We start from the raw sequence: 25,753 nt of genomic DNA, 5'->3' as shown, positions 1-25,753 counted from the left end.
GACCTGAGATGATGGCCATCCCCAAGACGCACGACGAGTTCTACCCGATCGACATGGGAACCGACGGCTGGGCCTCGCCCCCGGGCTACCCCAAGGAGATCCAGCAGAAGATCCTCTCGGGCCTGCTCGACGAGGAGAACAAGACCGGCTTCCGCACCCGCCTGCTGCGCTTCGAGCCGGGCTGCTACACGACGAAGCCCTTCGTCCACGACTACTGGGAGGAGGTCTATCTCGTCGAAGGCGACCTGACCGTCGGCAACGACGAGAACGGCGAGGGCGGCGAGAGCTTCCAGCCCCACACCTACGCCTGCCGCCCGCCGGGGGCGGTGCATGGCCCGTTCAAGTCCGTGGGCGGCTGCGTGCTGCTGGAGCTGCACTACTACGACGAGAGCAAATGAAGACGCTCGCCGAGCTCTCGCGCGCGCTCGAGGCGGGGGAGACCAGCTCGGTCGCCCTCGTCCGCGAGGCGCTCGACCGGATCCTCGACCCCGAGGGGCAGGGCGACCGGGTCTTCACCATGATCGACCCCGAGCGGTCGGTCGCGACGGCCGAGCGGATGGACGCGCTGCGGGCGGCGGGGCAGGCGCCTTCGCCGCTCGCGGGCGTTCCGGTGTCGATCAAGGCGCTGTTCGACCTGCAAGGCAAGGTCACGACGGCCGGCTCCAAGGTGCTGGCCGACGCCCCCGCCGCGCGTGAGGATGCGCCCGCGGTGGCGCGGCTGCGCGAGGCGGGCATGGTGGTCATGGGCCATACCAACATGACCGAGTTCGCCTATTCCGGCCTGGGCCTGAACCCGCACTACGGCACGCCCGGCAGCGGGCCTGACCGGCGGCACGCGCCGGGCGGCTCGTCTTCGGGGGCCGCTGTGTCGGTGGCCGAGGGCATGGCCGCGATGGGCCTGGGGACCGACACCGGCGGCTCCTGCCGGATCCCGGCGGCCTGGAACGGGCTGGTCGGGTTCAAGCCGACCGCCCGGCGGGTCCCCACGGCGGGCGCCTTCCCGCTGTCGCAGACGCTGGATTCCATCGGCCCCATCGCGCGGACCGTCGAGGACTGCGCGCTGGCGGATGCGGTGCTGGCGGGCGAGGCTCTGGACGGCGCGGCGGACGTGCCGGCCCTGTCGGGCCTGCGCTTCGCGGTGCTGGAGAACTACGTGACCGGCGACATGACCCCCCATGTCTCGGCGGCGTATCAGGCCGGGCTGAAGGCGCTGGAGGCGGCGGGGGCGAGCCTGACCTCGCTGAGCCTGCCGGATCTCGACCGCCTGCCGGGTCTGAACGCCCGCGGCGGCATCGTCGCCGCCGAGGCGCTGGCCATCCACCGCGAGCTGCTGGACCGCCGGCGCGAGGGCTACGACCCCCGCGTCAGCATCCGCATCCTCAAGGGCGAGAGCCTGGAGCCCGGCGAATACGAGGCTCTGCTGGCGACCCGCGCCGAGATCATCGCCACGGCCGACGCCGCCACCGCCCCCTTCGACGCGGTGCTGATGCCCACCACGCCCATGGAGGCGCCGTTGATCGCCGAGCTGGACAGGGACGAGGCCTATTACGGCTCGGCCAACCTGCTGGCGCTGCGCAACCCGACGGTGGGCAACTTCCTGGACCGCTGCGCGATCTCGGTCCCGCTGCCGGCCGCAGGGCTGCCGGTGGGGCTGATGCTGATGGGGCCGACGATGGGCGACCGGCGGCTGCTGGCCGTCGCCCGCGCAGTCGAGGCGACGCTGGCCGGCTGAGGCGTCCGGCCGGACAAGAGGGCGCCCCGGGCTCGACCCGGGGCCTCTCGACGCCCGCCGCTTGCGCAGGTTGCAGGCGTGGGAGAGGCCCCGGGTCAAGCCCGGGGCGCCCGGGGGCGGAGGCCGAGCGAAGCCCTTGCGGAAGCGCGGCGGCTCAGGAGCGGGGCCGCAGCACTTGGCTGACCAGGTTCTGCTGGAAGGCGGCGGCGTGGTCGCGCACCGCCGCCTCGGCCCGGTCGGGGTCGTGGGCGGCGATGGCGTCGATGATCGCCGCGTGCTGCTCGATCACCCGCGCGTCATGGCGCGGCACGTTCAGCGACATCGCCCAGAACCGCGAGGAGCGGTCGTGCAGGTTGCCCAGGATCTCCGCCAGGATCGAGTTCCCGGCCGCCTGCGTGATCAGCCGGTGGAATGCCCGGTCGAGCTCGATCAGCTTTTCCAGGTCGCGGGCCCCGGTGGCGGCCTTCAGCCCCTCCAGGTTCGCCCGCATCTCCTCGATCAGCGCGCCCGAGGCCCGCTCGGCCGCCCAGCGCGCCGCCTGGCCCTCGTTGAGCAGGCGGATCTCGATGATCTCCACCAGCTCGTCGAGCGACACCGGGCTGACCACCACCCCCTTGCGGGGCATCACCTCGACCAGCCCGTCGATCATCAGCCGGTCCACGGCCTGCATCACCGGCGTGCGGCCGAAGCCCAGCGCGTCGGCGAGGTCGGTGACCGTCACCGCCTCGCCGGGCTTGAGCTCGGTCGTCACGATCCGGCGCTTGATCTCGGCATAGGCCCGGTCGCGCAGCGACACCCGCTTGCCTCCCGCAGGCGCGGGGGCGTCGAGGATCTCGGGCGCGGGGTCGGAGGGAGGCGTGGCCATTCAGGAAATCTGCACGAAATTGATTCAACCGGCGATGGGCAAGGTCACGATCTCATATTGGAACGTGATCCTGCGGGAAAGCACGGGGTCCTCGATCTCGGCGACGAAGGTTCCCGAGGGGCGGATGCCGCCGATGGCCGGCATGGTGCCGCACAGCATCGCGGTCCCGTCCGGCAGGCCGGCGTCGCCGGCGAAGCGGGCGATGGTGTCGCGCGGATCCAGCAGGCCGGTCATCGGACCCTGCTGGTAGAGGACCTTCTCCCCGTTCTCCACGATCCAGGAGCGCAGGATCAGGCTGTCCCAGTGGTCGGCGACCTCCTCGAAGGGCCAGACCTCGGACGCCACCGGCTTGTCGCACATCTGCTTGGACAGCGCGACGCCGTGGGTCTCCGCCTCGCGGTCGGTGTGGTCCGAGCCGACGCCGACGTAGAGCGCGCCGCCATGGGCGAAGATCGCGGGCTCGACCTCGCCTGAGGACGCCTCGCCGATGGCCTCCATCGTGGGCGCCGTGGTCAGGCGGGCGGCGGAGACGCGGTAGAAGGTCGGCGTCTCCTTCGGCCGGGGCACGCCCAGCGCCTCCAGTTCGGCGATGTGATGCTCCATGGCCTCCCGGTCGCGGCCGGCCCAGCCCGCGATCACCAGGGCGGAGGGCGCGAAGTCGAGCGTGCGCTCGCCGTCGCGGGAGGTGATTCGAAGCGTGCAGCCCATGGGGGTCCTTCCTGTCGGCGGGGGCGCGGATCGGCGGCGGTCGCCCAATCCCGCGGCGCCGGCGCCCGGGGCGCCGCCGCAAGCGGCATTGTCGTCGCCGGTCGCCCGTGATGCGTCTTGACAGCGGCGATTCTATAAACACTATGTGAAATATCACAAGACGTTTTAAAGGGCCGCCCAGATCCGAACCCGGGACGCACGCCGGGGAGATGCGGGGCCGAGGCGCCGGGGACGTCGGCAATCGAAGCGACGCGCCGGATCGGCGCCGACAGGGGTGAGAGAATGCGCAAGACTTCCTTCATGAGACCGATCGCGGCCGCCGCCGCCCTGCTCGCCGCCGGCGCCGCCGCGGCCGAGGACAAGCCCGAGTCGCTGAACCTCGGCGTCTTCACCTTCATGTCCGGCGGCCCGGCCGCCTACGGCATGCCCGGCCGCCAGGGCGCCGAGGTGATGATCGACATGATCAACGCCGAGGGCGGCGTCGCGGGCGTGCCCGTCTCGGCCACCTACGTCGACGAGGCGCAGGGCGCCGAGGGCGTGATCTCCGAATACCGCCGCCTGTCCGAGGACCCGGCCTACGGCTTCATGATCGCGGCCCTGTCGTCGGGCAACTGCCTGGCGCTGGCCCCCATCGCCGACCAGCTCAACATGCCCACGATCGGCTGGAATTGCGATACGCACCAGCTGTATCTCGGGAACGACTACCAGTTCTTCTACCGCCCGAACGGCAACACCATCGCCGAGTTCATGGCCTACGCGCTCTACTTCCTGGACAAGAACCCGGACGTCAGCCGCGTGGCGATCATCAACCCCGACTATTCCTTCGGCCATGACGCCGCCGAGATCGTCAAGGCGACCCTCAAGGCGGTGAAGCCCGAGGTCGAGATCGTGGCCGAGCTGTTCCCCAAGCTGGGCTCCTCGACCTTCCAGACCGAGATCTCGCGCCTCTCGGCCGCGCGTCCGGACGTGATCTTCTCCAACATGTGGGGCGGGGATCTGGAGAACTTCATCCGCCAGGCCGCGCCGCGCGGGCTGTTCCGCACCTCGGTCGGCGTCTTCGCGCTGGGCGAGTCGGCGCTGCAGAGCGTGGACGTGCCCGAGGGCTCGATCGTCGGCGTGCTGGGCGACGGCTACTGGATGTCGCCGGACGCGCAGGAGATCGGCCTCGCCGCCCCCTTCGCCGAGGCCTACCGCGCCAAGTTCGACGCCGACCCGGTGTTCCCCTCGGTGAAGATGGCCAACGCCTTCCTGGTGATGAAGGCCGCCTACGAGAAGGCGATCGCCGACAACAACGTCGAGTGGCCCTCCAAGGAGCAGCTCGCCGCGGCGATGGAGGGGATGTCGACCACCACCATGACCGGCGAGATGACCTTCCGCGAGGATAACGACGGCGTCGTCGACCAGCTGGTCGGCACGGTGGCGAAGGTCGACGGCAAGCTGGTGATGACCGACATGGCCCGCTACGACGGCGAGACCATGCTGCCCCCGCTGGGCGAGGATCCCATCGCCTGGATCGGCTCCCTGACGCCGGAGTTCCTGGCCGCGATGCCCAAGCCCGGCTCCTACGAGTAAGACGCGCCCGGGGCGCGCGTGCCGGCGCGCCCCGGGCCCTGCGTCTTCGCCGTCCCGCCCGCCAGGGGTCCCCGCGAGGGGGACGGCCGGGCGGGGCGATGCGGCCGCGCAGCGGACGCAAGGGCCGCCCGAGCCGGGGGCCCGCCGCGCCCCGCTCTCTCCACCCCCGCCCCCTCCTCGCCCCCGGCGGCGGCGCCAGACCGACGAGCCCCATGCTTCAGACGCTCATACCCCTCTTCGTGGACGCGCTCGCCAACGCGGCGCTGATCTTCTTCGTGGCCGTCGGCCTGACGCTGGTGTTCAGCGTGCTGCGCATCCTCAACGTCGCCCACGGCTCGCTCTATTCCATCGGCGCCTACGTGGCGGCCTCGGTCGGCCTGTGGATCGTCGCCGCGGGCCTGCCCGCCTGGCTGACCTTCCCCGCGCTGGTGCTCTCGGCCGCCTTCACGGCGCTGCTCTTCGGCCCGGTGATCGAGCGCACCCTGATCCGCTGGACCTACGGCAAGTCCGAGGCCGTGCAGGTCCTCGTCACCTTCGGCCTGTTCCTGATCCTCGAGGATCTGCAGCGCATGGTCTTCGGCGTGCAGTCGATCTACGCCGACACGCCGATGGCGCTGCTGGGCATCTCCGAGATCGGCGGCATCGTCTATCTCAACTACCAGCTCGCCCTGATCGGCCTCGCCGTCGCCGTCCTGATCGGCCTGCGCCTGTTCATCCGCCGCTCCCGCACCGGAAAGCTGCTGGCGGCCGTCGTGGCCGACCGCGAGGTCAGCCAGGCCATGGGCATCGACACCAACAAGATGTTCATGATCGCCTTCACCCTGGGCGTGCTGCTGGCGGCCCTCGGCGGCGCCATGGCCACCCCCACGACCGGCGTGGCGCCGGGGCTGGGCGCCGACACCATGGTGCTCGCCTTCGCCGTCGCCGCCATCGGCGGCCTGGGCCAGGTCGAGGGCGCCGCCGTCGCCTCGGTCATCGTCGCGGTCGCCAAGGTTCTGGCGATCTACTACGCGCCCGCGCTCGACGCGGTTGCGCCTTACCTTGTCATGCTCGCCGTGCTGCTGGTCCGTCCCTACGGGCTGTTCGGCGCGGGCGCGACGCGGAGGATCTGATGCGCGCGCTTCCCCTCATCCTCGCCGCGGGCCTCGCGCTGCTCGCGCTTGCCCCGCTCGCCGCCCCCTACCTGCAGTTCGTCCTGACGGTGGCGGTGGCCAAGGGCTTCGCCGCGCTGGGCGTGGCGCTGCTGCTGCGGGCGGGCCTGATCTCGCTCGGCCACGCGATGTTCTTCGCGGTGGGCGCCTATGCGGCCGCCTTCCTCGCCCAGGCCGTGGGGATCAACGACTTCCTGCTGCTGCTGCCCTTCGCCGTCGCCGTCTCGGCGCTGGCGGGGCTGCTGGTCGGCGCCTTCCTCGTGCGCTACCGGGCGATCTTCTTCGCCATGCTCAACCTCGCCGTCTCGATGGTCGCCTATGCGCTGGCCTCCAAGCTCTACTCGATCACCGGGGGCACTGACGGGCTGCGCATCGACGTCCCGACCCTGATGGGCATGAGCCTTGAGAAGGCGCAGTTCGACCAGGCGCTCTACTACATCTCTCTGGTCCTGCTCGCCGTCGTCGGCTGGCTGGTGCATCGCTATCTCAAGAGCCCGCTGGGCCAGGCGCTGGCGGCCGTGCACACCAACGAGGTGCGGCTGGAATACCTGGGCGTCTCCGCCTGGTCGACGCTGCTGGCGGCCTACACGATCTCGGCGGCGCTCGCCGGCATCGGCGGCGCCATCGCGGCCGTCGCCATCGGCCACGTCCTGCCCGAATACGCCTTCTGGACCGAGAGCGGCCACCTGGTCCTCACCGCGGTTCTCGGCGGCATCGCCGGCATCGCCGGGCCGTTCGTCGGCTCGATCTTCCTCGAGCTGATCCACACCGTCGCCGTCGGCTACGCGGCCGAGGCCTGGAACCTGATCGTCGGCGTCGCCCTGCTGGCGGTGATCTTCTTCCTTCCGCGCGGCCTCTTCGGCCTGATCGAATCCGCCGCCGGCGTGAAGGACCATCGCGGGGAGACCGAGCTGTGACCGCGCTTCTGAAAGCCGAGAACCTGGAGGTCGCCTTCGGCGGCGTGAAGGCGGCCGACGGGGTCAACCTCTCGATCGACGAGGGCGAGTTCGTCGCCATCATCGGCCCCAACGGGTCGGGCAAGACCACCTTCCTCAACCTGTGCACCGGCTACGTGCGGCCGGTCTCGGGCGAGGTCTGGCTCGACGGCAAGCCGATCACCGCCATGGCCCCGCGCCGGATCGCGCGCAAGGGCATCGCCCGCGCCTTCCAGATCCCGCAGCTGTTCACCGAGCACACGGTGATCGAGAACGTGATGCTGGCGCTCGCCGCCCATCGCGGCATCTGGCAGGCCTTCGCCCCCCTCGACCGCCCCGACTACCGGGCCGAGGCGATGGCGCTGCTGGACCTGCTGAAGCTCGCGGACCACGCGAACGCCATGGCCGGCGCCCTGCCGGAGGGCCTGCGCAAACTGGCCGACGTGACGGTGGCGATGGCCCTCAAGCCCCGCCTGCTGCTGCTGGACGAGCCGACCTCGGGCGTCTCGGCGCTGGAGCGCTTCCCGCTGATGGACACGCTGATGACCGCGATGCGCGCGCAAGGCGTCACCGCCCTCTTCGTCGAGCATGACATGGAGATCGTCGAGACCTACGCCGACCGCGTGGTGGTCTGGGACAGCGGCTCGGTGATGGCCGAGGGCAAGCCCTCCGAGGTGATGAAGGACCCCCGGGTCCTGAAAAGCGTGGTGGGGGCCTGAGATGCTGGTCGTCGAAAACCTGTCGGTCGAGATCGCGGGCGTGAAGGTCCTGCGTTCCCTCGGCTTCGAGCTGAAGGCCGGCGTCCGCTCGGTCCTGATCGGGCGCAACGGCGCGGGCAAGACCACGACGCTCCGCGCCATCATGGGCCTGCTGCCGCGCGAGGGCGGCAAGGTCACGCTGGACGGGCGGGAGATCCAGGATCTCCCCTCCCACGAGCGCGCCCGCCTCGGCATCGGCTACGCCCCCGAAGACCGCCGCCTGATCGCGGGCTTCTCCATCGAGGACAACATCCTCCTGCCCGCGCTGGCGCTGGACCTCCCGGCGGCCGAGCGCAAGCGCAGGCTGGAGGAGGTCTACGCCTTCCTCCCCCAGCTCGCGCAGCTCAAGGACCGTCCCGGCGGCGGCGTCTCGGGCGGGCAGGGCAAGATGGTGGCGCTGGGCCGCGCGCTGATGGTGGCCGACCGGGTGCTGTTCCTCGACGAGCCCTTCCAGGGCCTCGCCCCCGCGCTGGCGCTCGACTACGCCCGCACGCTGGCGCGCCTGCGCGACCACCGGCCCGAGATCGCGGTGCTGGTCACCGAGAGCTCGCCCAAGCTGCTCGACGACGTGGCCGACGAGACCCTGCTGATCGAGCGCGGCGCCGTCTCGCGGGCCTGACGCGCCCGCTCGGGCGTCCGCCCCCGACCCGCCGGCGCGCCCCGGCGGGTCAGGGGCCGCCGCGGCGATAGAGGCTCGGCGCGCCGCCGGTCCAGCGCCGGAAGGCGCGGTGGAAGTTGGCCGCCGAGGAGAAGCCGAGGTCCTGCGAGATCTCCTCGATGCTGCCGCGCCCGTCGCGCAGCCGGCGGATGGCGATGTCGCGCCGCAGCCCGTCCTTGATCGCCTGGAACGAGGTCTCCTCCGCCTCCAGCCGCCGCATCAGCGTGCGGGGCGTCATGCCCAGCGCGTCGGCGACCTGCGCCAGCCGCCCCTCCGCCCAGTCGGCGCGGTGCAGCAGCTCGCGGATCCGCAGCGCCAGGCTGTGCTCGCGGTAGCCGGTGAACAGCCAGTCGCGCGGGGCCCGCGCGAGGAAGGCCGCCAGCTCCCCGCCGCCGCGCGCCACCGGCGGGCCCAGCGCGGCCGGGTCGAAGACGATCGCCGAGCGCGGGGCCCCGAAGGCCGCCGGGGCGGGGAACAGCACCGGGTAGTCGGCGGCGAAAGGCGGGCGCGGGAAGGCGAAGGCCACGCCCGCCACCGGAACCTCGCGCCCCGCCAGCCACGACAGCAGCCCGTGCGCCAGCTTCAGCATCAGCATGTGCCCGAAGCGCTGGACGCGCGCCGCGCCCCGCGGGTGCAGCGCGAGGCGCAGGGCGCGGGGCTCGGTCGCCACCTCCAGCCGCCAGTCGTCCAGCAGCAGGTTCCAGAAGGTCGAGAACCGGTGCAGGGCCGAGGGCAGGCTCGAGGCCTCGCGCACCGTGGTCAGCAGGTGCTGGAGGGCGCGGGCGCGGATCGGGCGGCTCCACAGGCCCATCATCTCGTCCCCGGTCTCCACCGCGGCGATCTGGTAGAGGCGCACGATCTCGTCCAGCGTCACCCGCCGCCCCGGCGCCGTCCCGATGCCCGAGCGGCGCAGGAACCCCGCCATCCGCTCCGGCGGGCAGGTCCCGCGCAGGGCGTCGAGCCAGTCCTCGACGAAGGCCCGCGACACGGTGGGGATGTCGGGCGGCGCGGCGGGGGGCATGGGGCGGGGCTCCGGTTTGTCGCTTTATGACAGGATCCTGTCCTGAGCGGAGATTTTCAGGGCGCGCAGGGCCGGCTAGATGGCGCGAACAGACAATAGGGCGGCGCGGCCGGCCGGGTCCATCCCGCGCCGACGAGGCCTCGGCCGCCGTCGCGCGGACATCCCAGCCAAGGACCGGACCATGGCCCTCGACCCCAAAGACCTGGCCTACGCCAACCTCTCCATCCGCGAGCATGGCGACGGCGTCGCCGTCGTCACCCTCGACCGGCCCGAGAAGCGCAACGCGCTCGACGTCGCCACCATCGAGGAGCTGATCGCCTTCTTCACGTCCGCCCGGCGCATCGGCGTGCGGGCGGTGGTGCTGGCGGGCGCCGGCGACCATTTCTGCGCCGGCCTCGACCTGGTCGAGCACTGGAAGGCCGACCGCAGCCCCGACGAGTTCATGCACGTCTGCCTGCGCTGGCACGAGGCGTTCAACAAGATGGAATACGGCGGCGTGCCGGTGATCGCGGCGCTGAAGGGCGCGGTGGTCGGGGGCGGGCTGGAGCTCGCCAGCGCCGCCCATATCCGGGTGATGGACGCCACCACCTACTTCGCCCTGCCCGAGGGCCAGCGGGGCATCTTCACCGGAGGCGGCGCGACGATCCGGGTCTCGGACCTGGTGGGCAAGGCGCGGATGATCGACATGATCCTGACCGGCCGCGTCTACCAGGGGCAGGAGGCGGTCGACCTCGGCCTGGCGCAGTATCTCGTCGAGGGGTCGAGCTTCGACAAGGCGCTGGAGCTGGCCGAGAAGATCGCCGCCAACCTGCCGCTGACCAACTTCGCGATCTGCTCGGCGATCAGCCACCTCAACAACATGTCCGGGATGGACGCCGCCTATGCCGAGGCGGTGGTCGCCGGCGTGGTCAACACCCAGCCCGCCGCCCGGGCGCGGCTGGAGGCCTTCGCCAACAAGACCGCCGCCCGCGTCCGCCCCAACGGCTGACCCCCGGCCCCGCGGGACCGCAGCCTCCAGCCCCCGGCCCCGGCCCCGCAGGGCCGCAGCTTGCCGCCCCCGGCCCGAGGGCCGGGGCGCTCCCCCCTTTTCCGGACAGCTCCCGTCCGCGCGCCGGCGCCGGCCGCCCGCGACCTGCCCGCCGGGCGCGCCCTTGCGCGCCGCGGCGCGCGGGGCGTCCTCCTTCGCGCCTATGCGACGCTTGTGTTTTGCTAGGTGAAACTGCTATGTCGCGAAGGCCCATGCCGCAGGCATGGCGCGAACGGGCCGCAGAGCCCGGGGCGAAGGTCTTTCGGGAGGAGCGACCATGCAGTTGACGCATGGCCTGAAACGGGCTGCGGCCACCAATCCGCAGGGGGCGATCCGCGTCTCGGCCGAGGGGCGGCGGACCTATCGCGAGGCGATCGAGCGGGTCGCGCGCCTCGCCGGCGGGCTGCGCGCGATGGGCGTCGCGCCGGGGGACCGGGTCGGGATCCTCGCCTTCAACTCCGAATTCTACCTCGAATGCCTCTTCGCGCTGCCCTGGTGCGGGGCGGCGGCGGTGCCGATGAACTGGCGCCTGACCCCGCGCGAGCTCGCCTTCCTGATGGAGGACGCGGGCGTGGGCGTGCTGATCGCCGACGCCGAGGGCCTGGCGCTGGCCCGCGCGATGACCCCGCGCCCCGCCGCCTGGGCCCGCACCGTGCTGATCGGCGGGGGCGGAGACGGCGCCCCCGACCTCGTCCCCTACGAGGATCTCGCGACCCGGGCCGAGCCGATCCCGGACGCGGAGCGGGGCGGCGAGGACCTCGCCGGGCTCTACTACACCGCGGGGACCACCAGCGCCTCGAAAGGGGTGATGCTGAGCCACGACAACATCTGCGCCAACGCGATCAACGCCATGGCCTCGCTGCAGTTCACCGAGGACTCGATCTACCTGCACTCGGCCCCGATGTTCCACCTGGCCGACGGCACCTCGACCTTCGCGATCACCATGATGGGCGGCGCGCACGCCTACGTGCCGCGCTTCGACGCCGCCGCCTGCCTCGCCCAGATCGAGACCTGCCGCGTGACCAACGCGCAGTTCGTGCCGACGATGATCAAGATGCTGCTCGACCACCCCGACGCGCAGACCCGGGACCTGACCAGCCTGCGCAAGGTCCTCTACGGCGCCAGCCCGATCGAGGACGAGACCCTGCGCCGCGCCCTGACCCTGCTGCCCAACGCCCGGTTCATCCATGGCTACGGCATGACCGAGGTCGCCTCGATCGCCACCATGCTGCCCGGCAAATACGCCGTGACCGAAGGGCCCAACGCCGCCAAGCGCCGCTCCTGCGGGCAGGCGGGCCTGCTGTGCGAGGTCGAGGTGCGGCGCGAGGACGGATCCCGCGCCGAGCCGGGCGAGGTCGGCGAGATCGCGATCCGCGGGCCCAACGTCATGCAGGGCTACTGGAACCGGCCGGAGGAGACCGCGGCCGCCCTGCGCGACGGCTGGATGCACTCGGGCGATCTCGGCTGGCTGGACGAGGAGGGGTTCCTGTTCCTCGCCGGCCGGCTGAAGGACATGATCAAGACCGGCGGCGAGAACGTCTTCGCCATCGAGGTCGAGAACGTCATCGCCGAGGTCCCCGGCGTCGCCGAATGCGCCGTCATCGGCATCCCGCATCCGCAGTGGGGCGAGACGGTGCTGGCGCTGGTGGTGCCGCGCGCGGGCGCCACGGTCGACCCGCAGGCGGTGATCGACTTCTGCCGGGCGCGCCTCGCCCCCTACAAGTGCCCCCGCGAGGTGCAGATCCGGACCGAGCCGCTGCCCCTGAGCTCGGCCGGCAAGATCCTCAAGCGCGACCTTCGCGCGCCCTACTGGGAGGGGCGGGGCGCCCTCTGACGCCCGCCTCCCCGCGCCCCCCTGTTCCCGGAGCCCCCCCCGATGCGCCGCACCCTGTTCGAGCCCGAGCACGAATTCTTCCGCGACACCGTTCGCAAGTATTTCGAGACCGAGTTCCTGCCCCGCAACCCCGCGTGGGAGGCCGCCGGAGAGGTCCCGCGCGAGGCCTGGCGCGCGATGGGCGAGCAGGGCTGGCTGTGCACCCTGATCCCCGAGGCATACGGCGGCGCCGGCGTCGACGAGCGCTACGCCGCGATCCTGCTCGAGGAGCAGTATCGCCTCGGCCTGACCGGGCCGGGCTGGTCCCTGCACTCCGACATCATCGCGCCCTACCTGCTGACCTACGGGACCGAGGAGCAGAAGCGCGAATGGCTGCCCCGGATGGCCACCGGCGAGGCGATCGCGGCGATCGGGATGACCGAGCCCTCGGGCGGCTCGGACGTGAAGGCGCTGCGCACGACGGCGAAGCGGGACGGGAACGGCTATGTCCTGAACGGGCAGAAGACCTTCATCTCCAACGGCTCGACCGCCGACCTGGTGGTGGTGGCGGCCAAGACCGACCCCTCGGCCGGGGCGCGGGGCGTCAGCCTGTTCCTGGTCGACACGTCGCTGCCGGGCTTCCGCAAGGGCCGCAAGCTGGAGAAGATCGGGACCCACGCCGCCGACACCTCGGAGCTGTTCTTCGACGACGTGCGCCTGCCCGGCTCGGCCCTGCTGGGCGAGGAGGGCCGCGGCTTCGGCATGCTGATGTCGAACCTGCCGTGGGAGCGGCTGATCATCGCCATCAACACCGTCGCCGTGGCCGAGGCCGCGATGGGCTGGGCGCTGGAGCACGTCAAGCAGCGCCAGGCCTTCGGCGGCACGCTGTTCGACCTGCAGAACACCCGCTTCCAGCTCGCCCGCTGCGCCATCGACATCGAGGTCGGCCACGCCTTCATCGACCGCTGCCTCGCCGCCCAGATCGAGCGCGAGCTGACGCCCGAAGAGGGCGCGATGGCCAAGCTGTGGGGCACCGAGATGCAGGACCGGGTGCTCGACATCTGCCTGCAGCTGCACGGCGGCTACGGCTACATGAAGGAATACCCGATCTCGCGCCTGTGGGCCGACAGCCGCTACCAGCGCATCGCCGGCGGCGCGAGCGAGGTGATGCTGGAGATCGTGGGCCGCTCGCTCTGAGCGCCGCGCGGGCGGCGGACGGCGCGCGGATGGCGCATTGAAATGCGCCCTACGGGGGCGTTGGCGCGCAAAGGAGGACGGAGGCGCAGGGCGCATTTCAATGCGCCGCCCCCAACCCCGGCCGCGCGTCCCACGGGGCCCGCTCCGTCCCGGGCGCCCGCCAGGGAGGGCGCCCCGGGCTCGGCCCGGGGCCTCCGGCGCCGCGCCTGCGGCGGGCGCGACGCCCGCCGGCCGGGCGGCGCCTCAGCGCCCCTTGAACACCGGCGCGCGTTTCTCGAGGAAGGCCGCGCGCCCTTCGGCGAAATCCTCGGAGATGATGCAGGCGGTCTGGGCGTCGGGCTCCAGCTTCAGGGCCTCGTCGAAGCCCATCGGCATCCGGGCCATGTAGGACTTGGTCCGCGCCAGCGCCCGGGTGGCCATCGTGGCGAAGCCCGCGGCCATCTCCTGGGCGCGGGGCAGGGCCTGACCGGGGTCCACGACCTCCTCGATCATGCCGCCCTCGCGCGCGGCCTCGGCGCCCATGACCTCGCCCGACATCAGGAAGGCGCGGGCGCGGCCGAGGCCCATGCGCATGGTCAGCGTCCACATCGCGCCGAGATCCGGCATCAGGCCGATCTTCACGAAGGCCGAGGCGAAGCGGGCGTCGCGCGCGGCCACCACGAAGTCGCAGGCCGCCGCCAGCGCCATGCCGCCGCCGACCGCCACGCCCTCGACCGCCGCGATCACCGGTTTGGGCGCCTCGACCACGCCGCGGATCATCTCCTGCATGTGCAGGAGCTTGCCGTAGGCGTTGTCGCCGTTCAGCGAGACCATGCCCTTCACGTCGCCGCCGGCGCAGAAGTGCCCGCCTTCGCCCGCGATCACGATCACCCGGCACTCGGGGTCGGCGCCCAGCACGCGCAGCCCCTCGATCAGCTCGGCCTGCAGGGGGGCGGACATGGCGTTGCGCGCGGCGGGGTTGTCCAGGATCAGGGTCCCGATCCCGTTCTCCAGCGTGCGTCGGACGCCGCCTGCGGGCGCCTCGTGGTCGGCGGTCATGGTTTCCTCCGGTTGTCTCTTCTAGCGATTGAGCATCGGCGCGACCGAGCGCGACAGGTGCACGAGCCGCGGGCCCACCACCGTCTCCAGCGTCTCGAGGGTGGCGGCGAAGCGCGGGCCGGCGGCGTTCAGCGCCAGCACCGTGCCGCCGTCGGGCGCCACCAGCGGCACGCCGACGCCGCGGATGTCCTCCTGGAACTCGCCGTCGACGATGCAGAAGCCGCGGCGGTCGATCTCGTCGAAGCTGCGCTGGATCGCGTCGCGCAGCTTCGGCCAGCCCTCGCCCGCGCGCTGCTCGATCACGCCCAGCAGCAGCTCGCGCTCGGGCGCCGAGATGCCGTGCATGAACGACCGCCCCATCGCCGAGGTGGCGATGTCCACCCGGCTGCCCACGTCGAGGCGCAGGGTCATCATCGTCGAGGGATGCGAGGCGTCGACGTAGATCATCCCCAGCCGGTCGCGCCCGCCGATCGCCACCGTCAGCCCGACCTCGTTCGCCAGCTGCTGGAGGTAGTCGCGCGCGATCACCCGGATCTTCATCGTCGACATCACCGGGTAGCCCAGCGCCAGGATCGCGGGCGTCGGCTCGAACTTGCCCGACCGCGCGTTCAGCTGCAGGTAGCCCAGCTGCTTGAGCGTGTAAGTCAGCCGCGAGATCGTGGGCTTGGGCAGCTTGGTGATCTCCGCAAGCTCCCCGTTGCCCAGCGACGCGTTTCCCCCCGAGAAGGCGCGCAGGATCTCGAGGCCCCGGGCCAGCGACCAGTTGAACTTGCGGTCGGCGCCCAGCTCCTCGGACAGGTCGTCGTCGTCGAAGATCAGCGGCATCGCCGAGCGCGAGACCTTGCGCTCGCGCCCCGGCGCCGGCTGCGCCCCCGTGCCGTCGTCGCGGCCCTTGCTGCCTGTCTTCGCCATCTCGTCCTTCCGCCGGTCCCTCGCTGCGCCGGCATCATCTCCCAGTTGCGCCGGCGACGCCACGGGGCGTCGCCGGCGCGGCGTCGCGGGTCATCCCTGCGTTTGTATATTGCATGTTTCACTTGGTGAAACTAGCCTGCCAAAAAAGACCCGGAATCGGGTCGCCAGAGGAAACGTGACAAGGAGGTGCGGCCGTGCGGCTGGACTTCGCGACCCTGACGGAGCGCGACCGCTCCAAGCTGCTGACCGCCACCGTGACCCCGCGCCCGATCGCGCTGGCGACGAGCCTCGACGCGCAGGGCCGGCGCAACGCGGCGCCGTTCAGCTTCTTCAACTGCCTCCAGTCGACCCCGCCGCTGCTGGCGCTGGGCTTCGAGCCGCGCGGCCCCGCCGCCGGCAAGGACAGCTGGGCCAACATCCGCGCCACCGGCGAATTCGTCGTGCACCTGGTCGACGAGCCGCTGCTGGAGGCGATGAACATCGCCGCCATGGACTTCGGCCCCGAGGTCGACGAGCTGACCGAAGCCGGGCTCGAGACCGCGCCGGGCGATCTGGTCGCCGCGCCCCGGATCCTCGCCGCCCCCGTCGCCTTCGAATGCCGCCTGTTCCAGGCCATCGAGCTGGGCGAGGCCCAAGGCATCGCGCTGGGCGAGGTGGTGGCGATGCACATCCGCGACGCGCTGATCGACGCCGAGCGGATGCGGGTCGACACCGCGGCCCTCGCGCCCGTCTCCCGCCTGCACAACCCGGGCTGGTACGCGCGCACCACCGACCTTTTCCAGCTCCGCCGCCTGAACCCGGCCGACTGGACGCCGCGACCGGCCGAAGCCGGCGCGGAAAAGAACGCCTGAACCGGGAGGAAATTGATGAAACGGACCTTCACCCTCGCCGCCGCGCTGGCCGCGGGCCTCGTCGCCGCGCCCGCGGGCGCCCAGAGCCTGCGCATCGCCCACGGCTATCCCGCGCAGTCGATCATCGGCGCGACCTACGACCATTTCGCCGAATACGTCGAGGCGAACTCGGACATCGAGGCCGAGGTCTTCGCGCTGACGCTGCTCGACCTGCGCCAGGCCTCCCCGGGGCTGACCTCGGGCGTGGCGGACGTGTCGATGGTGCTGACGCCCTACTTCCAGAACGAGTTCTCGGAGGCGAACTTCCCCGCGGACCTGTCGATGGCCGCCAACATCGACGGCCGCCCGACCTCGATCGCGGCGGCGATGGCGGGGGCGATGATGGAATACATCATCTTCAACTGCCCCGACTGCCTGATGCAGATCGCCGCCCAGAACCAGGTGTATCTCGCCACCGCGCCGGGCACCCAGTTCTCGCTGCTGTGCCGCGAGCCGCTGGCCAGCAAGGCCGACGTCGAGGGCAAGGTGCTGCGCTCGTCCACCAACACCTTCCGCCGCTGGACCGAGGCGATGGGGGCCACCGCCTCCTCGATCTCGGGCAACGAGATGTATGACGGGCTGAACCAGGGCCTGATCGACTGCACCGTCAACGCGGTGGGCGAGATGTCGAACTTCTCGCTGTTCGACGTGGTGAAGGGCATCACGCTGGCCGTCCCCGGCGGCACCTTCGGCGGCACCGGCATCGGCCACTTCAACCTGGGCTACTGGGCGGACCTGAGCGTCGAGCAGCGCGAGATGATGGCCCGCGGCATGGCCGAGACGGCGGCCTTCATGTCGACGGCCTACGTGCGTCAGGCGCAGACCGACCTCGCCAAGGCCCGCGAGATGGGGATCGAGGTGCTGGAGCCCGACGCCTCGCTCGCCGAAGCCACCGCCGCCTTCACCAGGGCCGACGTCGCCACCATCGTGCAGCTCTACACCGAGCAGTACGGCGTGCAGGACGCGCAGGCCAAGGCCGAGACCTTCCAGGCGCTGTTGGCGAAGTGGAAGGGCCTGACCGACCCGCTCGACCCCACCGACCAGGCCGCCCTGGCCGAGCTGCTGTGGACCGAGGTGCTCGGCAAGGTCGACTACGAGACCTACGGCTTCAACTGAGGCCCGGGGCGGCGGCCCGCGCGGCCGCCGCCCGCCGCCCATTCCCCCGTCCGACCTGACCGGAGCCTGCGGATGAAGACCGTCTTCGCCGTGACCAACCGCCTGCTGGCCCTCGCGATGATCGTCGCGGGCGTCGCGGTGGTGCTGATGATGCTGCACGTCTCGCTGGACGTCGTGACCCGGCCGTTCCTCGCCCGGCCGCTGCCGGGGACCACGCTGATCGTCTCGGACTACTACATGGTCGCCTGCGCGTTCCTGCCGCTGGCCTATGCGCAGGCGGTGGACGGGCACATCTCGATGGACGCCGCCGCCCATCTCGCGCCGCCTCGGGCGCAATATCACATGGCGGGCTTCGCGCTGCTGATCGCGGTGGTGGTCTTCGCCCTGCTGACCTGGACCGCGACGCACGACGCGCTGACCAAGTTCAGGATCAACAGCTTCTCGATCGAGTTCGGGACCCGGATCCCGACCTGGCCGAGCTATTTCCTGCTGCCGGCGGGCTGCGCGCTGATGACCCTGATCAGCGCCCTGCGCCTGCTGGAATACGCGCTGGGCCGGCTCGCGCCCCCGAAATGAGCCCTCCCGACGCCCCGGACCGGACCCTCCGCCCATGACCAACATCGAAATCGGCCTGACCGGCGTCGCGATCCTGTTCGCCCTGGTGGCGATGCGCGTGCCCATCGCCTTCTCGCTGATCGCGGTCAGCTTCGCGGGCCTGTGGATCGTGGGCGGCGAGCGGGCGGCCTGGGGGACGCTGTCGCTGGTCCCCTACACCTTCGCCGCCACCTGGACGATGAGCTCGATCCCGATGTTCCTGATGATGGGATACGTCTGCTTCGCGGCCGGGCTGACGGCGGGCCTGTTCCGCTTCGCCCGGCTGTGGACCTCGGCCCTGCCGGGGGGGCTCGCCATCGCCTCGATCTTCGGGGCGGCGGGCTTCGCGGCGGTGGCGGGGTCGTCGGTCGCCTGCTCGGCCGCGATGGGGCGCATCGCGATCCCGGAGATGACGAAATACGGCTACGACGCCCGGCTCGCCACCGGGGCGCTGGCGGTGGCGGGCACGCTGGGGGCGCTGATCCCGCCGTCGATCCTGATGATCCTCTACGGGATGATCGCCCAGGTCTCCATCGGCCAGCTGTTCCTGGGCGGGGCGGTGGTGGGCCTGGTCACGGCGCTGGGCTACGCGGTCCTGATCGTGATCCGGGTGAGCCTCGACCCCTCCCTCGCCCCGCGGGTGGAGGAGGCGGTGACCTGGCGCATGCGCTTCGCCGCCTTCCGCGACGTGGCCCCCATCGCGGGGCTGATCGCGGTGATCTTCGGCGGCCTCTTCGGCGGCTTCTTCACCCCGACCGAGGCCGGCGCCCTGGGCGCGACCCTCTCGACCGTCATCGCGCTCGCCCGCCGCAGCCTGAGCTGGTCGGCCTTCGTCGATGCGATCCGCGAGACGCTGATGACCACGGCCACCCTCTTCATCATCGGCTGCGGGGCGGCGCTGCTGATCCGGTTCCTGGCGCTGAGCGGCACGGGCGTGTTCCTGACCGAGGCGGTGACCGGCTTCGGCGCCGACCCGGTGATGATCATCCTCGGCGTCGCGCTGATCTACCTGGTGCTGGGCATGTTCCTCGAGCCCATCGGGGCGATGCTGCTGACCCTGCCCATCGTGCTGCCCATCGTGGGCGACGCGGGCTGGTCGCTGGTCTGGTTCGGCGTGTTCCTCACCAAGCTGCTCGAGATCGGGATGGTCACGCCGCCCGTCGGCATGAACGTCTTCGTCATCAAGGGCGTGGTCGGCGACCTGATCCCGCTGTCGGGCATCTTCCGCGGCATCGTGTGGTTCCTGGTCGTCGACCTGATCATCGGCGCGCTGCTGGTTCTGTTCCCCGCCATCGTCACCTTCCTGCCCGCCTTGATCGGGTGATCCCGCGCCGGGCGCTACGGACAATTGTTGACAATCGACCGTCCAGGATGGTTCCGTTCCCTTATGGAAGGTCGGCCCGCTGAAGAGGCCGCCCGCCGGGGAGGACGCCATGGATGGAGGCAGCGGGCTCGACGAGCTCGGCCGCAGGCGCGCGCTGGCCGCGCGCATGGGCGGCGAGGAGGCGGTCGCGCGCCATCGCGGCCGCGGCAAGCTCACGGTGCGCGAGCGCATCGACCAGCTCTGCGATCCGGGCAGCTTCCGCGAGATCGGGTCGGTCGCCGGCAAGGCCGAATATGACGAAGCCGGCCGGCTGACCGGGTTCTCGCCCTCCAACTTCCTGTTCGGGCGGGCGCGGATCGACGGGCGGCCGGTGGTGATCGCGGCCGACGACAATACCGTGCGCGGCGGCGCCGCCGACGCCACCATCGACGAGAAGGTGGTCCAGGCCGAGAAGATGGCGCTGGAGCTGCGCCTGCCGATGATCCGGCTGATCGACGCCACCGGCGGCTCGGTCCGCACGACCGAGGCGCTGGGGCGGACCTACGTGCCGATGAACCCCGGCTGGGATTCGGTGGTCGCCAGTCTCGAGACCGTGCCGGTGGTGGCGCTGGTGCTGGGCTCGGTGGCCGGCATCGCCTCGGCCCGCGCGGTCTCGGCCCACCTGACGGTGATGGTCGAGGGGATGTCGCACATGTTCATCGCCGGCCCCCCGGTGGTGCGCGGCGCGACGGGCCGGGACCTCGGCAAGGACGAGCTCGGCGGCGCCCGCATCCACGAGCGCGCGGGCGCGGCCGACCTGGTGGTCCCCGACGAGGAGAGCGCCTTCGCCGCCGTGCGCCGCTTCCTGGGCTACCTGCCCTCCGCCAGCGGCGAGGAGATCCCGCGCGCCCCCTGCGACGACCCCGCGGACCGGCGGGAGCCGGCGCTCGCCTCCGTCGTCCCCCCGGACCGGCGCAAGGTCTACCGGATGCGGGAGATCATGGAGGCGGTCTTCGACGCGGGCTCGGTGATGGAGATGGCGCCGCGCTACGGACGCTCGTCCATCACCGCGCTGGCGCGGCTGGAGGGGCGCGCGGTGGGGGTGCTCGCCTCCGACCCGATGATCTACGGCGGGGCCTGGTCGGCGGACACGGCGATGAAGGTGACCCGCTTCGTGGACTTCGCCGAGACCTTCCGCCTGCCGGTGGTCCACCTCGTCGACATCCCCGGCTTCCGCATCGGCCTCGACGCCGAGCAGGCCGGCACCATCCGCCACGGCTCCCGCGCGCTGGCCGCCGTCTACCAGGCGACGGTTCCCTGGTGCTCGGTGATCATTCGAAAATGCTTCGGCGTGGCGGGGGCGGCCAACATGAACCCCGAGCGGTTCCGCTTCCGCTACGCCTGGCCCAGCGGCGACTGGGGCTCGCTGCCGCTGGAGGGGGGCGTCGAGGCCGCCTTCCGCCGCGACCTCGACGCCGCCCCCGACCGGGCCGCCCGGCTGAAGGAGCTGACCGCGGGGCTCGAGAAGTACCGCGACCCGTTCCGCACCGCCGAGGCCTTCAACATCGAGGAGATCGTCGATCCCTGCGAGACCCGGCCCCTGCTGTGCGAGTTCGCCGAGCTCGCCTACCGCCTCAACCTGCGCGAGCCGCCGAGGACCCGCGCCCGGCCCTGATCCCGGATCAAGCTTCCCGGCGCCGACCGCGCCGGGACGGCGGGGCCCGCCCGGCCGCTCCGCCGCCCGAGACCCGGCCGGGCCGACAAGGCGCATCACGGAACCGCCGCGACACGACGGCGGGGCGCCGCATGGGAGGATCGACGTCATGACGCGCACGGGAAACACGCCGCCGGGATGGCGGCCGGGACGCCGGCAGGTGCTGGCGGGGCTCGCCGGGACCGCGGGGCTCGCGGCGATGGGGCTGCCGCGGGCGGCGCTCTCGCAGGACGGGACGACGCTGCGGGTGATCTCGGGGCACAACCCCTCCAGCCTCGACCCCGCCGTGGGCTCCTCGGGGACCGATCACACCTTCCTCTACTGCTTCTACGACAGCCTGGTGGACTGGGACCCCGAGACGCTGGCCGCCCGCCCGGGCCTCGCCAGCGCCTGGGACTTCCCCGACCCCACCACCCTGGTCCTGACGCTGGAGCAGGGGGTCAGCTTCCATGACGGCGCGCCCTTCGACGCGGCGGCGGTGAAGTTCAACCTCGACCGCAACCGCGGCGCGCAGGTCTCGAACGTGCGCAACGACCTCGCCAACATCGAGGCGGTGGAGGCGACGGACGCCCATACCGTCACCATCCGCCTGAAGGCGCCCGACACCGCCCTGCCGCTGATCCTGTCGGACCGGGCGGGGCTGATGGTCTCGCCCCGGGCGCTGGGCGACGATCCCGAGGGGGAGATGGGCCGCAGTCCCGTCGGCACCGGCCCCTGGCGCTTCGTCTCCTGGACCGACGCCGACAGCGTGAAGGGCGAGCGCTTCGCCGACCACTGGCGCCCCGACGCGCCCGGGGTCGACCGGATCGAGCTTCGCATCATCACCGAGAAGGCCACCGCCTTCCGCGCCATCCAGTCGGGGCAGGCGGACCTCGCCTACCTCCTCGCCGAGCAGCAGAAGGCGCTGATCGAGCGGATGCCCCAGCTCAAGCTCTACGAGGGGCCGACGCTGCGGGTGCACAAGTTCTACTTCAACAGCTCCCGCGGGCCGCTGGCCGACGTGCGGGTGCGCCAGGCGATCGGCTATGCGCTCGACCGCGAGGCCTTCGTCGCCGCCACCCAGGCGGGCGTGGGCGAGCCCGCGCGCATGGTCCTGCCCCAGGCCCACTGGGCCTGGTCCGAGGCCGCCGCGGGCCACATGGTCCACGACCCCGACAAGGCCCGGGCCCTGCTGAAGGAAGCCGGCTTCGAGGGCGGGCTGGAGCTGACCTTCCTGGGCATGCACGACCAGGCCTCGGTCCAGCGCTCGGAGGTGGTGCTCGAGCATCTGTCGGCGGTGGGGATCACCGGGCGCTTCGTGAACGGGCCCGTGGCCGACGTCACCAACCGCTTCATGGGTCCCGAGCGCTTCGGCGACGTCTACCTGTCCTACTGGACCGGCCGGCCGGACCCGACGCTGACCTACGCGCTGCTCTACTCCGAGAGCTCGTTCTACAACGCCGGGCGCGTCGCCCCGCCCGAGGGCTTCCTCGAGGCGCTGCAGGCCAGCCGCGAGAGCCAGGAGATCGAGGCCCGCGCCAGGGCGCTCGCCGACGTGCAGCGCATCGCGATGGAACATGCGCTGAGCGTGCCCATCGCGGTCGCCTACGAGGTCGACGCCTCCAGCAGCGCCGTGACAGGCTACCAGCCCAACCTGCTGGGCAAGCCCAAGTTCCGCGGCGTCTCGCTCGCCGCCAGCTGACCCCCGCCGCCCCCGGCCGCAGCGGCCGGGGGCGGCCCCCGACCCTCGAACACCCCTCGCTGGAGACCATCGAATGACCGAGGACGTGCTGCGCTCCGACACCGCGGGCCGCGTGCTGGAAATCCTGAAGACCCCGGGCGACGCCGTCGCCGCGGGCGAGACCGTGGCGACCATCGAGGCGATGAAGATGGAGATCCCCGTCGCCAGCCCCGCCGCCGGCACGCTGCGCGCGATCCACGTCGCCCTCGACGACATGATCGAGGAGGACCAGCCGCTGGCCACGCTGGAGCGCGCGGAATGACCGCCGCGGCCGGAACGCCCGCGCAGGCGCGCGCCGCCGAGGCCGCGGCCCTCCTCGACCTGCTGGAGCGCGACGGGGAGATCGTGCTCGACAAGCTCGACGAGGCCGCCGCCGCCCATCCCGACAAGGTGTTCCTGCACTACGGCGAGGACGGCACGCAGGTGACCTACGGCGAGGCGAAGCGGCGGTCGGAGCGGATGGCCGCCGGCCTCGCCCACGCGGGCGTGCGGCCGGGCGACCGGGTGGCGGTGCTGACCCGCAACTCGCTGCTCACGGCGCTCTCGATGTTCGCGATCTGGCGGGCGGGGGCGATCTTCGCGCCGGTGAACTTCAACCTCACCGGGGCGCTGCTGAGCTACCAGCTCTCCGACGCGGACCCCCGGCTGCTGATCACCGACACGAGCTTCCTCGAGACGCTCGACGCCATCGCCGACGACTGGCGGGCCGAGCGCATGGTCCTGCACGTCCCCGCGCCGGGCGCCCATGGCGCGGTGGCGGACCAGGCGGCGCTGGTCGCCCGCCTCGCCCCCGACGCGCTGCCCCTCGACGCGCTGGAGCGGGACGATCCGCCCCCGCAGGTGGAGCGCAGCCCCTCCGACCCCTGCTCGATCATCTACACCTCCGGCACCACGGGGCCCGCCAAGGGCGTGCTGCAGAGCTATCGCTGGATCAACCAGTACACGCAGATGATCCGCCGCTTCGATGCGCCCGATGACGTGATCTACTGCGACCTGCCCCTCTATCACGTGGGCGGCGCCTACTACATGTTGTGCCGTGCGGTCTGGAACGGCAATACCGTGGGGCTATGGGACCGCTTCAGCCCCACCCGCTTCTGGGACCGGGTCCACGAGGTCGGGGCGACGGCGGGCATCCTGCTCGACGTGATGGTGCCGCGGCTGATGGCGCAGGCGCCCTCGGACGCCGACCGCGCCCACCCCCTGCGCAAGATCCACATCCAGCCCTACAGCGCCCAGCACCACGCCTTCGCCACCCGCTTCGGCATCGATTTCATGACCGTGGGCTTCGGCCAGACCGAGGCGGGGCACGTCTTCTCGGCCGTCATCGACGAGTTTCCCGACGGCGAGGCGAAGGACCCCGAATGGCGCCGCGGCCTGCCCAAGCAGACCCTGCGCGAGCGCGCCCGGGAAACCGGGCGCATCCTCTACGACGGGCGCGAGGACCTGCCCAAGGGCATCATGGGCAGCCCCTCGCCGCTCTACGAGGTGGCGGTGCTGGACGAGGCCGACCGGCCGGTGGCGCCGGGCGAGGTCGGCCAGCTCTGCCTGCGCCCCCGGGTCCCCGGCATCCTGCTGGAGGGCTATCTCAACAAGCCCGAGGCGACGCTGAAGGTGATGGCGAACTGCTGGTTCCACACCGGCGACGCGGTGAAGCTGGTGGATCCCGCGCGCGACGGCCACGTCTTCATCGACCGCATGGGCGGCTTCTTCCGGGTGCACGGGGAGAACGTGTCCTCCTTCGAGGTGGAGACCTCGATGGCCCGCCACCCGGGCGTGCGCGCCTGCGCCGCCGTGCCGGTGCCCGCCCGCGACGGCGAGGAGGACGACATCGCCGTCTTCGTCGAGCCCCACGACGGCGCCGCGCTGGACGAGGCGGCGCTGCGCGCCCACGCGGCGCAGGTGATGCCCAAGTACATGCGCCCCCGGCATATCCGGATCGTCGAGGCGCTGCCCACCACCCCCACCAGCAAGGTCGAGAAATACAAGCTCAAGGCCGGGCTGCTGGCGGAACTGGCCGGCGGTTGAGACGGCCGGCGCCGGCCGGGTTGCGACGCGATCCGGCCGGCGTCAGGATGCGGGCGAAGCGGTTTCGAGGCGGGATGCGATGCGATTGAACAGGGCGAACAGGCGGGCCCCGCGCTCGATCGCGGAGCAGATCGCCGACGCCTGCGGCCTGTCGATCATGGAGGGCCGCCTGCGCGCCGGCGACCGCCTGATCGAGCAGCAGGTCGCCGAGCGCTTCTCGGTCAGCCGCGGCCCGGTGCGCGACGCGTTCCACATCCTCGAGCGCCGCCGCCTGGTCGACATCCTGCCCCGCCGCGGCGCCTTCGTGCGCAGCATCACGCTCGAATCCGTCGCCGACCAGTATGGCGTGCGCATCGCGCTTGCGACCTATGCCGCCGGCCACGCCGCGCGCGACCCCTCGCCCGGGCTGCTGGCGGCGCTGGAGCGGCGCCTGGCCGAGATCCGCGCCGCCGCCGAGGGCCCCGAGGGCGATCCCCCGGCGATCGCCTTCGCGCTCGGGCGCGCCTGCCACGCCCTGGTGCGGGCCGGGGGCAACGAGCTGGCCGAGCAGATCTGGGCGGAGCTCAACGACCACTCCTTCTGGACGACCCTGTGGAAGATCCCGCTGGAGGGGGCGACCCCCGAGATCCGCCGCCGCCGCGCCGACCAGTTCGCCGACACCCTCGCCGCCCTGCGCGCCCGCCGCCCCGACGCGGCCGAGCGCAGCGTGCGCCTGTGGATGGAGGAGGGGCGCGAGGGCGCGCTGGAGGCCCTGCGCCGGATGCGCCCCGGCCCGCTGGCCGGCCCGCGCCCCGACGCCCGCGCCCGCCCCGCCCTCGCCGGCCCGCGCGCCCCCGCCCCGCAGGGCTGAGGCCGCCGCGACCGCTTCCGGGGGCGGGACGGGCGCGCCCTCCGCGCTCGATTCCGCGACCCGGCCCCTCGACGCCGTCGCGGGCGCCGGAGCTCCCCGCGAAACCCGGCCGGGCCCCCGCTCTCGCGAGCGTCACTGGCCGCCCGGGGGGCGA

At 72.1% G+C, this 25,753-nt stretch carries 24 protein-coding genes; 19 read left to right on the top strand and 5 right to left on the bottom strand.

What is annotated here, in order from left to right; all coding sequences use genetic code 11:
- The first annotated feature begins 11 nt into the window (after positions 1-11).
- Together BM064_RS09350 and BM064_RS09345 are read left to right on the top strand one after the other, a co-directional pair.
- Positions 12-398 (top strand): cupin domain-containing protein, encoded by a 387-nt coding sequence (locus BM064_RS09350; RefSeq protein ID WP_092859831.1) that lies wholly within the window; start codon positions 12-14, stop codon positions 396-398.
- Positions 395-1,732 carry an amidase gene (locus BM064_RS09345; RefSeq protein ID WP_092859499.1) on the top strand — a complete coding sequence of 446 codons (1,338 nt, stop codon included), beginning with the start codon at positions 395-397 and terminating at the stop codon, positions 1,730-1,732. The genes BM064_RS09350 and BM064_RS09345 overlap by 4 nt, the downstream gene beginning before the upstream one ends.
- A 154-nt stretch (positions 1,733-1,886) precedes the next feature.
- On the opposite strand, the gene BM064_RS09340 is transcribed toward BM064_RS09345, so the two are convergent.
- Together BM064_RS09340 and BM064_RS09335 are read right to left on the bottom strand one after the other, a co-directional pair.
- Positions 1,887-2,597 carry a GntR family transcriptional regulator gene (locus BM064_RS09340; RefSeq protein WP_092859498.1) on the bottom strand — a complete coding sequence of 237 codons (711 nt, stop codon included), beginning with the start codon at positions 2,595-2,597 and terminating at the stop codon, positions 1,887-1,889.
- Positions 2,598-2,621: 24 nt separating this feature from the next.
- Positions 2,622-3,305, bottom strand: coding sequence for a DUF2848 domain-containing protein (locus tag BM064_RS09335; protein WP_092859497.1), 684 nt, complete (start codon positions 3,303-3,305; stop codon positions 2,622-2,624).
- A gap of 300 nt (positions 3,306-3,605) precedes the next feature.
- Here BM064_RS09335 and BM064_RS09330 point away from each other — a divergent pair, with 300 nt between their 5' ends.
- The 5 genes from BM064_RS09330 (at position 3,606) to BM064_RS09310 (ending at position 8,340) form a co-directional block, all read left to right on the top strand.
- Positions 3,606-4,877: an ABC transporter substrate-binding protein gene (locus BM064_RS09330; protein ID WP_092859830.1), complete on the top strand. Its 1,272-nt coding sequence runs from the start codon at positions 3,606-3,608 to the stop codon at positions 4,875-4,877.
- 212 nt (positions 4,878-5,089) lie between these two features.
- Complete coding sequence (locus tag BM064_RS09325) at positions 5,090-5,989, top strand: branched-chain amino acid ABC transporter permease (RefSeq protein ID WP_092859496.1); 900 nt, start codon at positions 5,090-5,092, stop codon at positions 5,987-5,989.
- Positions 5,989-6,945, top strand: coding sequence for a branched-chain amino acid ABC transporter permease (locus tag BM064_RS09320; RefSeq protein ID WP_092859495.1), 957 nt, complete (start codon positions 5,989-5,991; stop codon positions 6,943-6,945). The genes BM064_RS09325 and BM064_RS09320 overlap by 1 nt, the downstream gene beginning before the upstream one ends.
- On the top strand, positions 6,942-7,682 hold the full coding sequence (locus tag BM064_RS09315) for an ABC transporter ATP-binding protein (RefSeq protein ID WP_092859494.1): 741 nt from the start codon (positions 6,942-6,944) through the stop codon (positions 7,680-7,682). Before BM064_RS09320 ends, BM064_RS09315 begins: the two co-directional genes overlap by 4 nt.
- 1 nt (position 7,683) lies before the next feature.
- Positions 7,684-8,340, top strand: a complete 657-nt coding sequence (locus tag BM064_RS09310; RefSeq protein ID WP_092859493.1) for an ATP-binding cassette domain-containing protein — start codon at positions 7,684-7,686, stop codon at positions 8,338-8,340.
- A 49-nt stretch (positions 8,341-8,389) separates the two neighbouring features.
- Here BM064_RS09310 and BM064_RS09305 read toward each other — a convergent pair whose 3' ends face one another.
- Positions 8,390-9,400 carry an AraC family transcriptional regulator gene (locus BM064_RS09305; protein WP_092859492.1) on the bottom strand — a complete coding sequence of 337 codons (1,011 nt, stop codon included), beginning with the start codon at positions 9,398-9,400 and terminating at the stop codon, positions 8,390-8,392.
- A 181-nt stretch (positions 9,401-9,581) separates the two neighbouring features.
- Here BM064_RS09305 and dmdD point away from each other — a divergent pair, with 181 nt between their 5' ends.
- The 3 genes from dmdD (at position 9,582) to BM064_RS09290 (ending at position 13,437) form a co-directional block, all read left to right on the top strand.
- The gene (dmdD, locus tag BM064_RS09300; protein ID WP_092859491.1) at positions 9,582-10,388 is read left to right on the top strand and encodes a methylthioacryloyl-CoA hydratase; all 807 of its coding nucleotides are present in this window, start codon (positions 9,582-9,584) and stop codon (positions 10,386-10,388) included.
- 316 nt (positions 10,389-10,704) lie between these two features.
- Positions 10,705-12,261 carry an acyl-CoA synthetase gene (locus BM064_RS09295; protein ID WP_092859490.1) on the top strand — a complete coding sequence of 519 codons (1,557 nt, stop codon included), beginning with the start codon at positions 10,705-10,707 and terminating at the stop codon, positions 12,259-12,261.
- 42 nt (positions 12,262-12,303) lie between these two features.
- A complete protein-coding gene (locus BM064_RS09290) occupies positions 12,304-13,437 on the top strand; it encodes an acyl-CoA dehydrogenase family protein (protein WP_092859489.1) in 1,134 nt (377 codons plus the stop codon).
- A 243-nt stretch (positions 13,438-13,680) separates the two neighbouring features.
- Here the strand turns inward: BM064_RS09290 and BM064_RS09285 are convergent, their stop codons facing one another.
- Together BM064_RS09285 and BM064_RS09280 are read right to left on the bottom strand one after the other, a co-directional pair.
- Positions 13,681-14,475: an enoyl-CoA hydratase/isomerase family protein gene (locus tag BM064_RS09285; RefSeq protein WP_092859488.1), complete on the bottom strand. Its 795-nt coding sequence runs from the start codon at positions 14,473-14,475 to the stop codon at positions 13,681-13,683.
- A 21-nt stretch (positions 14,476-14,496) separates the two neighbouring features.
- Positions 14,497-15,387, bottom strand: a complete 891-nt coding sequence (locus BM064_RS09280) for an IclR family transcriptional regulator (RefSeq protein WP_092859487.1) — start codon at positions 15,385-15,387, stop codon at positions 14,497-14,499.
- A gap of 194 nt (positions 15,388-15,581) precedes the next feature.
- Between BM064_RS09280 and BM064_RS09275 the strand changes: the two genes are divergently transcribed.
- The 9 genes from BM064_RS09275 (at position 15,582) to BM064_RS09235 (ending at position 25,599) form a co-directional block, all read left to right on the top strand.
- Positions 15,582-16,238, top strand: a complete 657-nt coding sequence (locus tag BM064_RS09275) for a flavin reductase family protein (RefSeq protein ID WP_092859486.1) — start codon at positions 15,582-15,584, stop codon at positions 16,236-16,238.
- 15 nt (positions 16,239-16,253) lie between these two features.
- A complete protein-coding gene (locus BM064_RS09270) occupies positions 16,254-17,393 on the top strand; it encodes a type 2 periplasmic-binding domain-containing protein (protein ID WP_092859485.1) in 1,140 nt (379 codons plus the stop codon).
- Positions 17,394-17,465: 72 nt separating this feature from the next.
- On the top strand, positions 17,466-17,969 hold the full coding sequence (locus BM064_RS09265; protein ID WP_092859484.1) for a TRAP transporter small permease: 504 nt from the start codon (positions 17,466-17,468) through the stop codon (positions 17,967-17,969).
- Positions 17,970-18,003: 34 nt separating this feature from the next.
- On the top strand, positions 18,004-19,311 hold the full coding sequence (locus BM064_RS09260; RefSeq protein ID WP_092859483.1) for a TRAP transporter large permease: 1,308 nt from the start codon (positions 18,004-18,006) through the stop codon (positions 19,309-19,311).
- Between the two features lie 109 nt (positions 19,312-19,420).
- Positions 19,421-20,965, top strand: a complete 1,545-nt coding sequence (locus tag BM064_RS09255; RefSeq protein WP_092859482.1) for an acyl-CoA carboxylase subunit beta — start codon at positions 19,421-19,423, stop codon at positions 20,963-20,965.
- 148 nt (positions 20,966-21,113) lie between these two features.
- Entirely contained in the window at positions 21,114-22,685 is a 1,572-nt protein-coding gene (locus BM064_RS09250; RefSeq protein WP_092859481.1) for an ABC transporter substrate-binding protein, read from the top strand.
- 73 nt (positions 22,686-22,758) lie between these two features.
- Entirely contained in the window at positions 22,759-22,986 is a 228-nt protein-coding gene (locus tag BM064_RS09245; RefSeq protein WP_092859480.1) for an acyl-CoA carboxylase biotin carboxyl carrier protein subunit, read from the top strand.
- Positions 22,983-24,749 carry an AMP-binding protein gene (locus BM064_RS09240; protein WP_092859479.1) on the top strand — a complete coding sequence of 589 codons (1,767 nt, stop codon included), beginning with the start codon at positions 22,983-22,985 and terminating at the stop codon, positions 24,747-24,749. The genes BM064_RS09245 and BM064_RS09240 overlap by 4 nt, the downstream gene beginning before the upstream one ends.
- 85 nt (positions 24,750-24,834) lie before the next feature.
- A complete protein-coding gene (locus BM064_RS09235; protein WP_177236198.1) occupies positions 24,835-25,599 on the top strand; it encodes a GntR family transcriptional regulator in 765 nt (254 codons plus the stop codon).
- Positions 25,600-25,753: the final 154 nt, after the last annotated feature.

The sequence above is a fragment of the Albimonas pacifica genome, from assembly GCF_900113695.1.
Taxonomy (GTDB): Bacteria; Pseudomonadota; Alphaproteobacteria; order Rhodobacterales; family Rhodobacteraceae; genus Albimonas; species Albimonas pacifica.
The sequence above is the reverse complement of the archived record's forward strand: the minus strand, read 5'-3'. Positions and strand labels throughout refer to the sequence as shown.

Bases quoted from the DNA above. Each gene is read 5' to 3' on its own strand.
- BM064_RS09335 (WP_092859497.1), bottom strand. From the start codon at position 3,305: ATGGGCTGCACGCTTCGAATCACCTCCCGCGACGGCGAGCGCACGCTC.
- BM064_RS09255 (WP_092859482.1), top strand. From the start codon at position 19,421: ATGGATGGAGGCAGCGGGCTCGACGAGCTCGGCCGCAGGCGCGCGCTG.
- BM064_RS09285 (WP_092859488.1), bottom strand. From the start codon at position 14,475: ATGACCGCCGACCACGAGGCGCCCGCAGGCGGCGTCCGACGCACGCTG.
- BM064_RS09330 (WP_092859830.1), top strand. From the start codon at position 3,606: ATGAGACCGATCGCGGCCGCCGCCGCCCTGCTCGCCGCCGGCGCCGCC.
- BM064_RS09345 (WP_092859499.1), top strand. From the start codon at position 395: ATGAAGACGCTCGCCGAGCTCTCGCGCGCGCTCGAGGCGGGGGAGACC.
- BM064_RS09295 (WP_092859490.1), top strand. From the start codon at position 10,705: ATGCAGTTGACGCATGGCCTGAAACGGGCTGCGGCCACCAATCCGCAG.
- BM064_RS09350 (WP_092859831.1), top strand. From the start codon at position 12: ATGGCCATCCCCAAGACGCACGACGAGTTCTACCCGATCGACATGGGA.
- dmdD (WP_092859491.1), top strand. From the start codon at position 9,582: ATGGCCCTCGACCCCAAAGACCTGGCCTACGCCAACCTCTCCATCCGC.
- BM064_RS09340 (WP_092859498.1), bottom strand. From the start codon at position 2,597: ATGGCCACGCCTCCCTCCGACCCCGCGCCCGAGATCCTCGACGCCCCC.
- BM064_RS09260 (WP_092859483.1), top strand. From the start codon at position 18,004: ATGACCAACATCGAAATCGGCCTGACCGGCGTCGCGATCCTGTTCGCC.
- BM064_RS09325 (WP_092859496.1), top strand. From the start codon at position 5,090: ATGCTTCAGACGCTCATACCCCTCTTCGTGGACGCGCTCGCCAACGCG.
- BM064_RS09270 (WP_092859485.1), top strand. From the start codon at position 16,254: ATGAAACGGACCTTCACCCTCGCCGCCGCGCTGGCCGCGGGCCTCGTC.
- BM064_RS09310 (WP_092859493.1), top strand. From the start codon at position 7,684: ATGCTGGTCGTCGAAAACCTGTCGGTCGAGATCGCGGGCGTGAAGGTC.
- BM064_RS09265 (WP_092859484.1), top strand. From the start codon at position 17,466: ATGAAGACCGTCTTCGCCGTGACCAACCGCCTGCTGGCCCTCGCGATG.
- BM064_RS09320 (WP_092859495.1), top strand. From the start codon at position 5,989: ATGCGCGCGCTTCCCCTCATCCTCGCCGCGGGCCTCGCGCTGCTCGCG.
- BM064_RS09250 (WP_092859481.1), top strand. From the start codon at position 21,114: ATGACGCGCACGGGAAACACGCCGCCGGGATGGCGGCCGGGACGCCGG.
- BM064_RS09280 (WP_092859487.1), bottom strand. From the start codon at position 15,387: ATGGCGAAGACAGGCAGCAAGGGCCGCGACGACGGCACGGGGGCGCAG.
- BM064_RS09245 (WP_092859480.1), top strand. From the start codon at position 22,759: ATGACCGAGGACGTGCTGCGCTCCGACACCGCGGGCCGCGTGCTGGAA.
- BM064_RS09290 (WP_092859489.1), top strand. From the start codon at position 12,304: ATGCGCCGCACCCTGTTCGAGCCCGAGCACGAATTCTTCCGCGACACC.
- BM064_RS09240 (WP_092859479.1), top strand. From the start codon at position 22,983: ATGACCGCCGCGGCCGGAACGCCCGCGCAGGCGCGCGCCGCCGAGGCC.
- BM064_RS09305 (WP_092859492.1), bottom strand. From the start codon at position 9,400: ATGCCCCCCGCCGCGCCGCCCGACATCCCCACCGTGTCGCGGGCCTTC.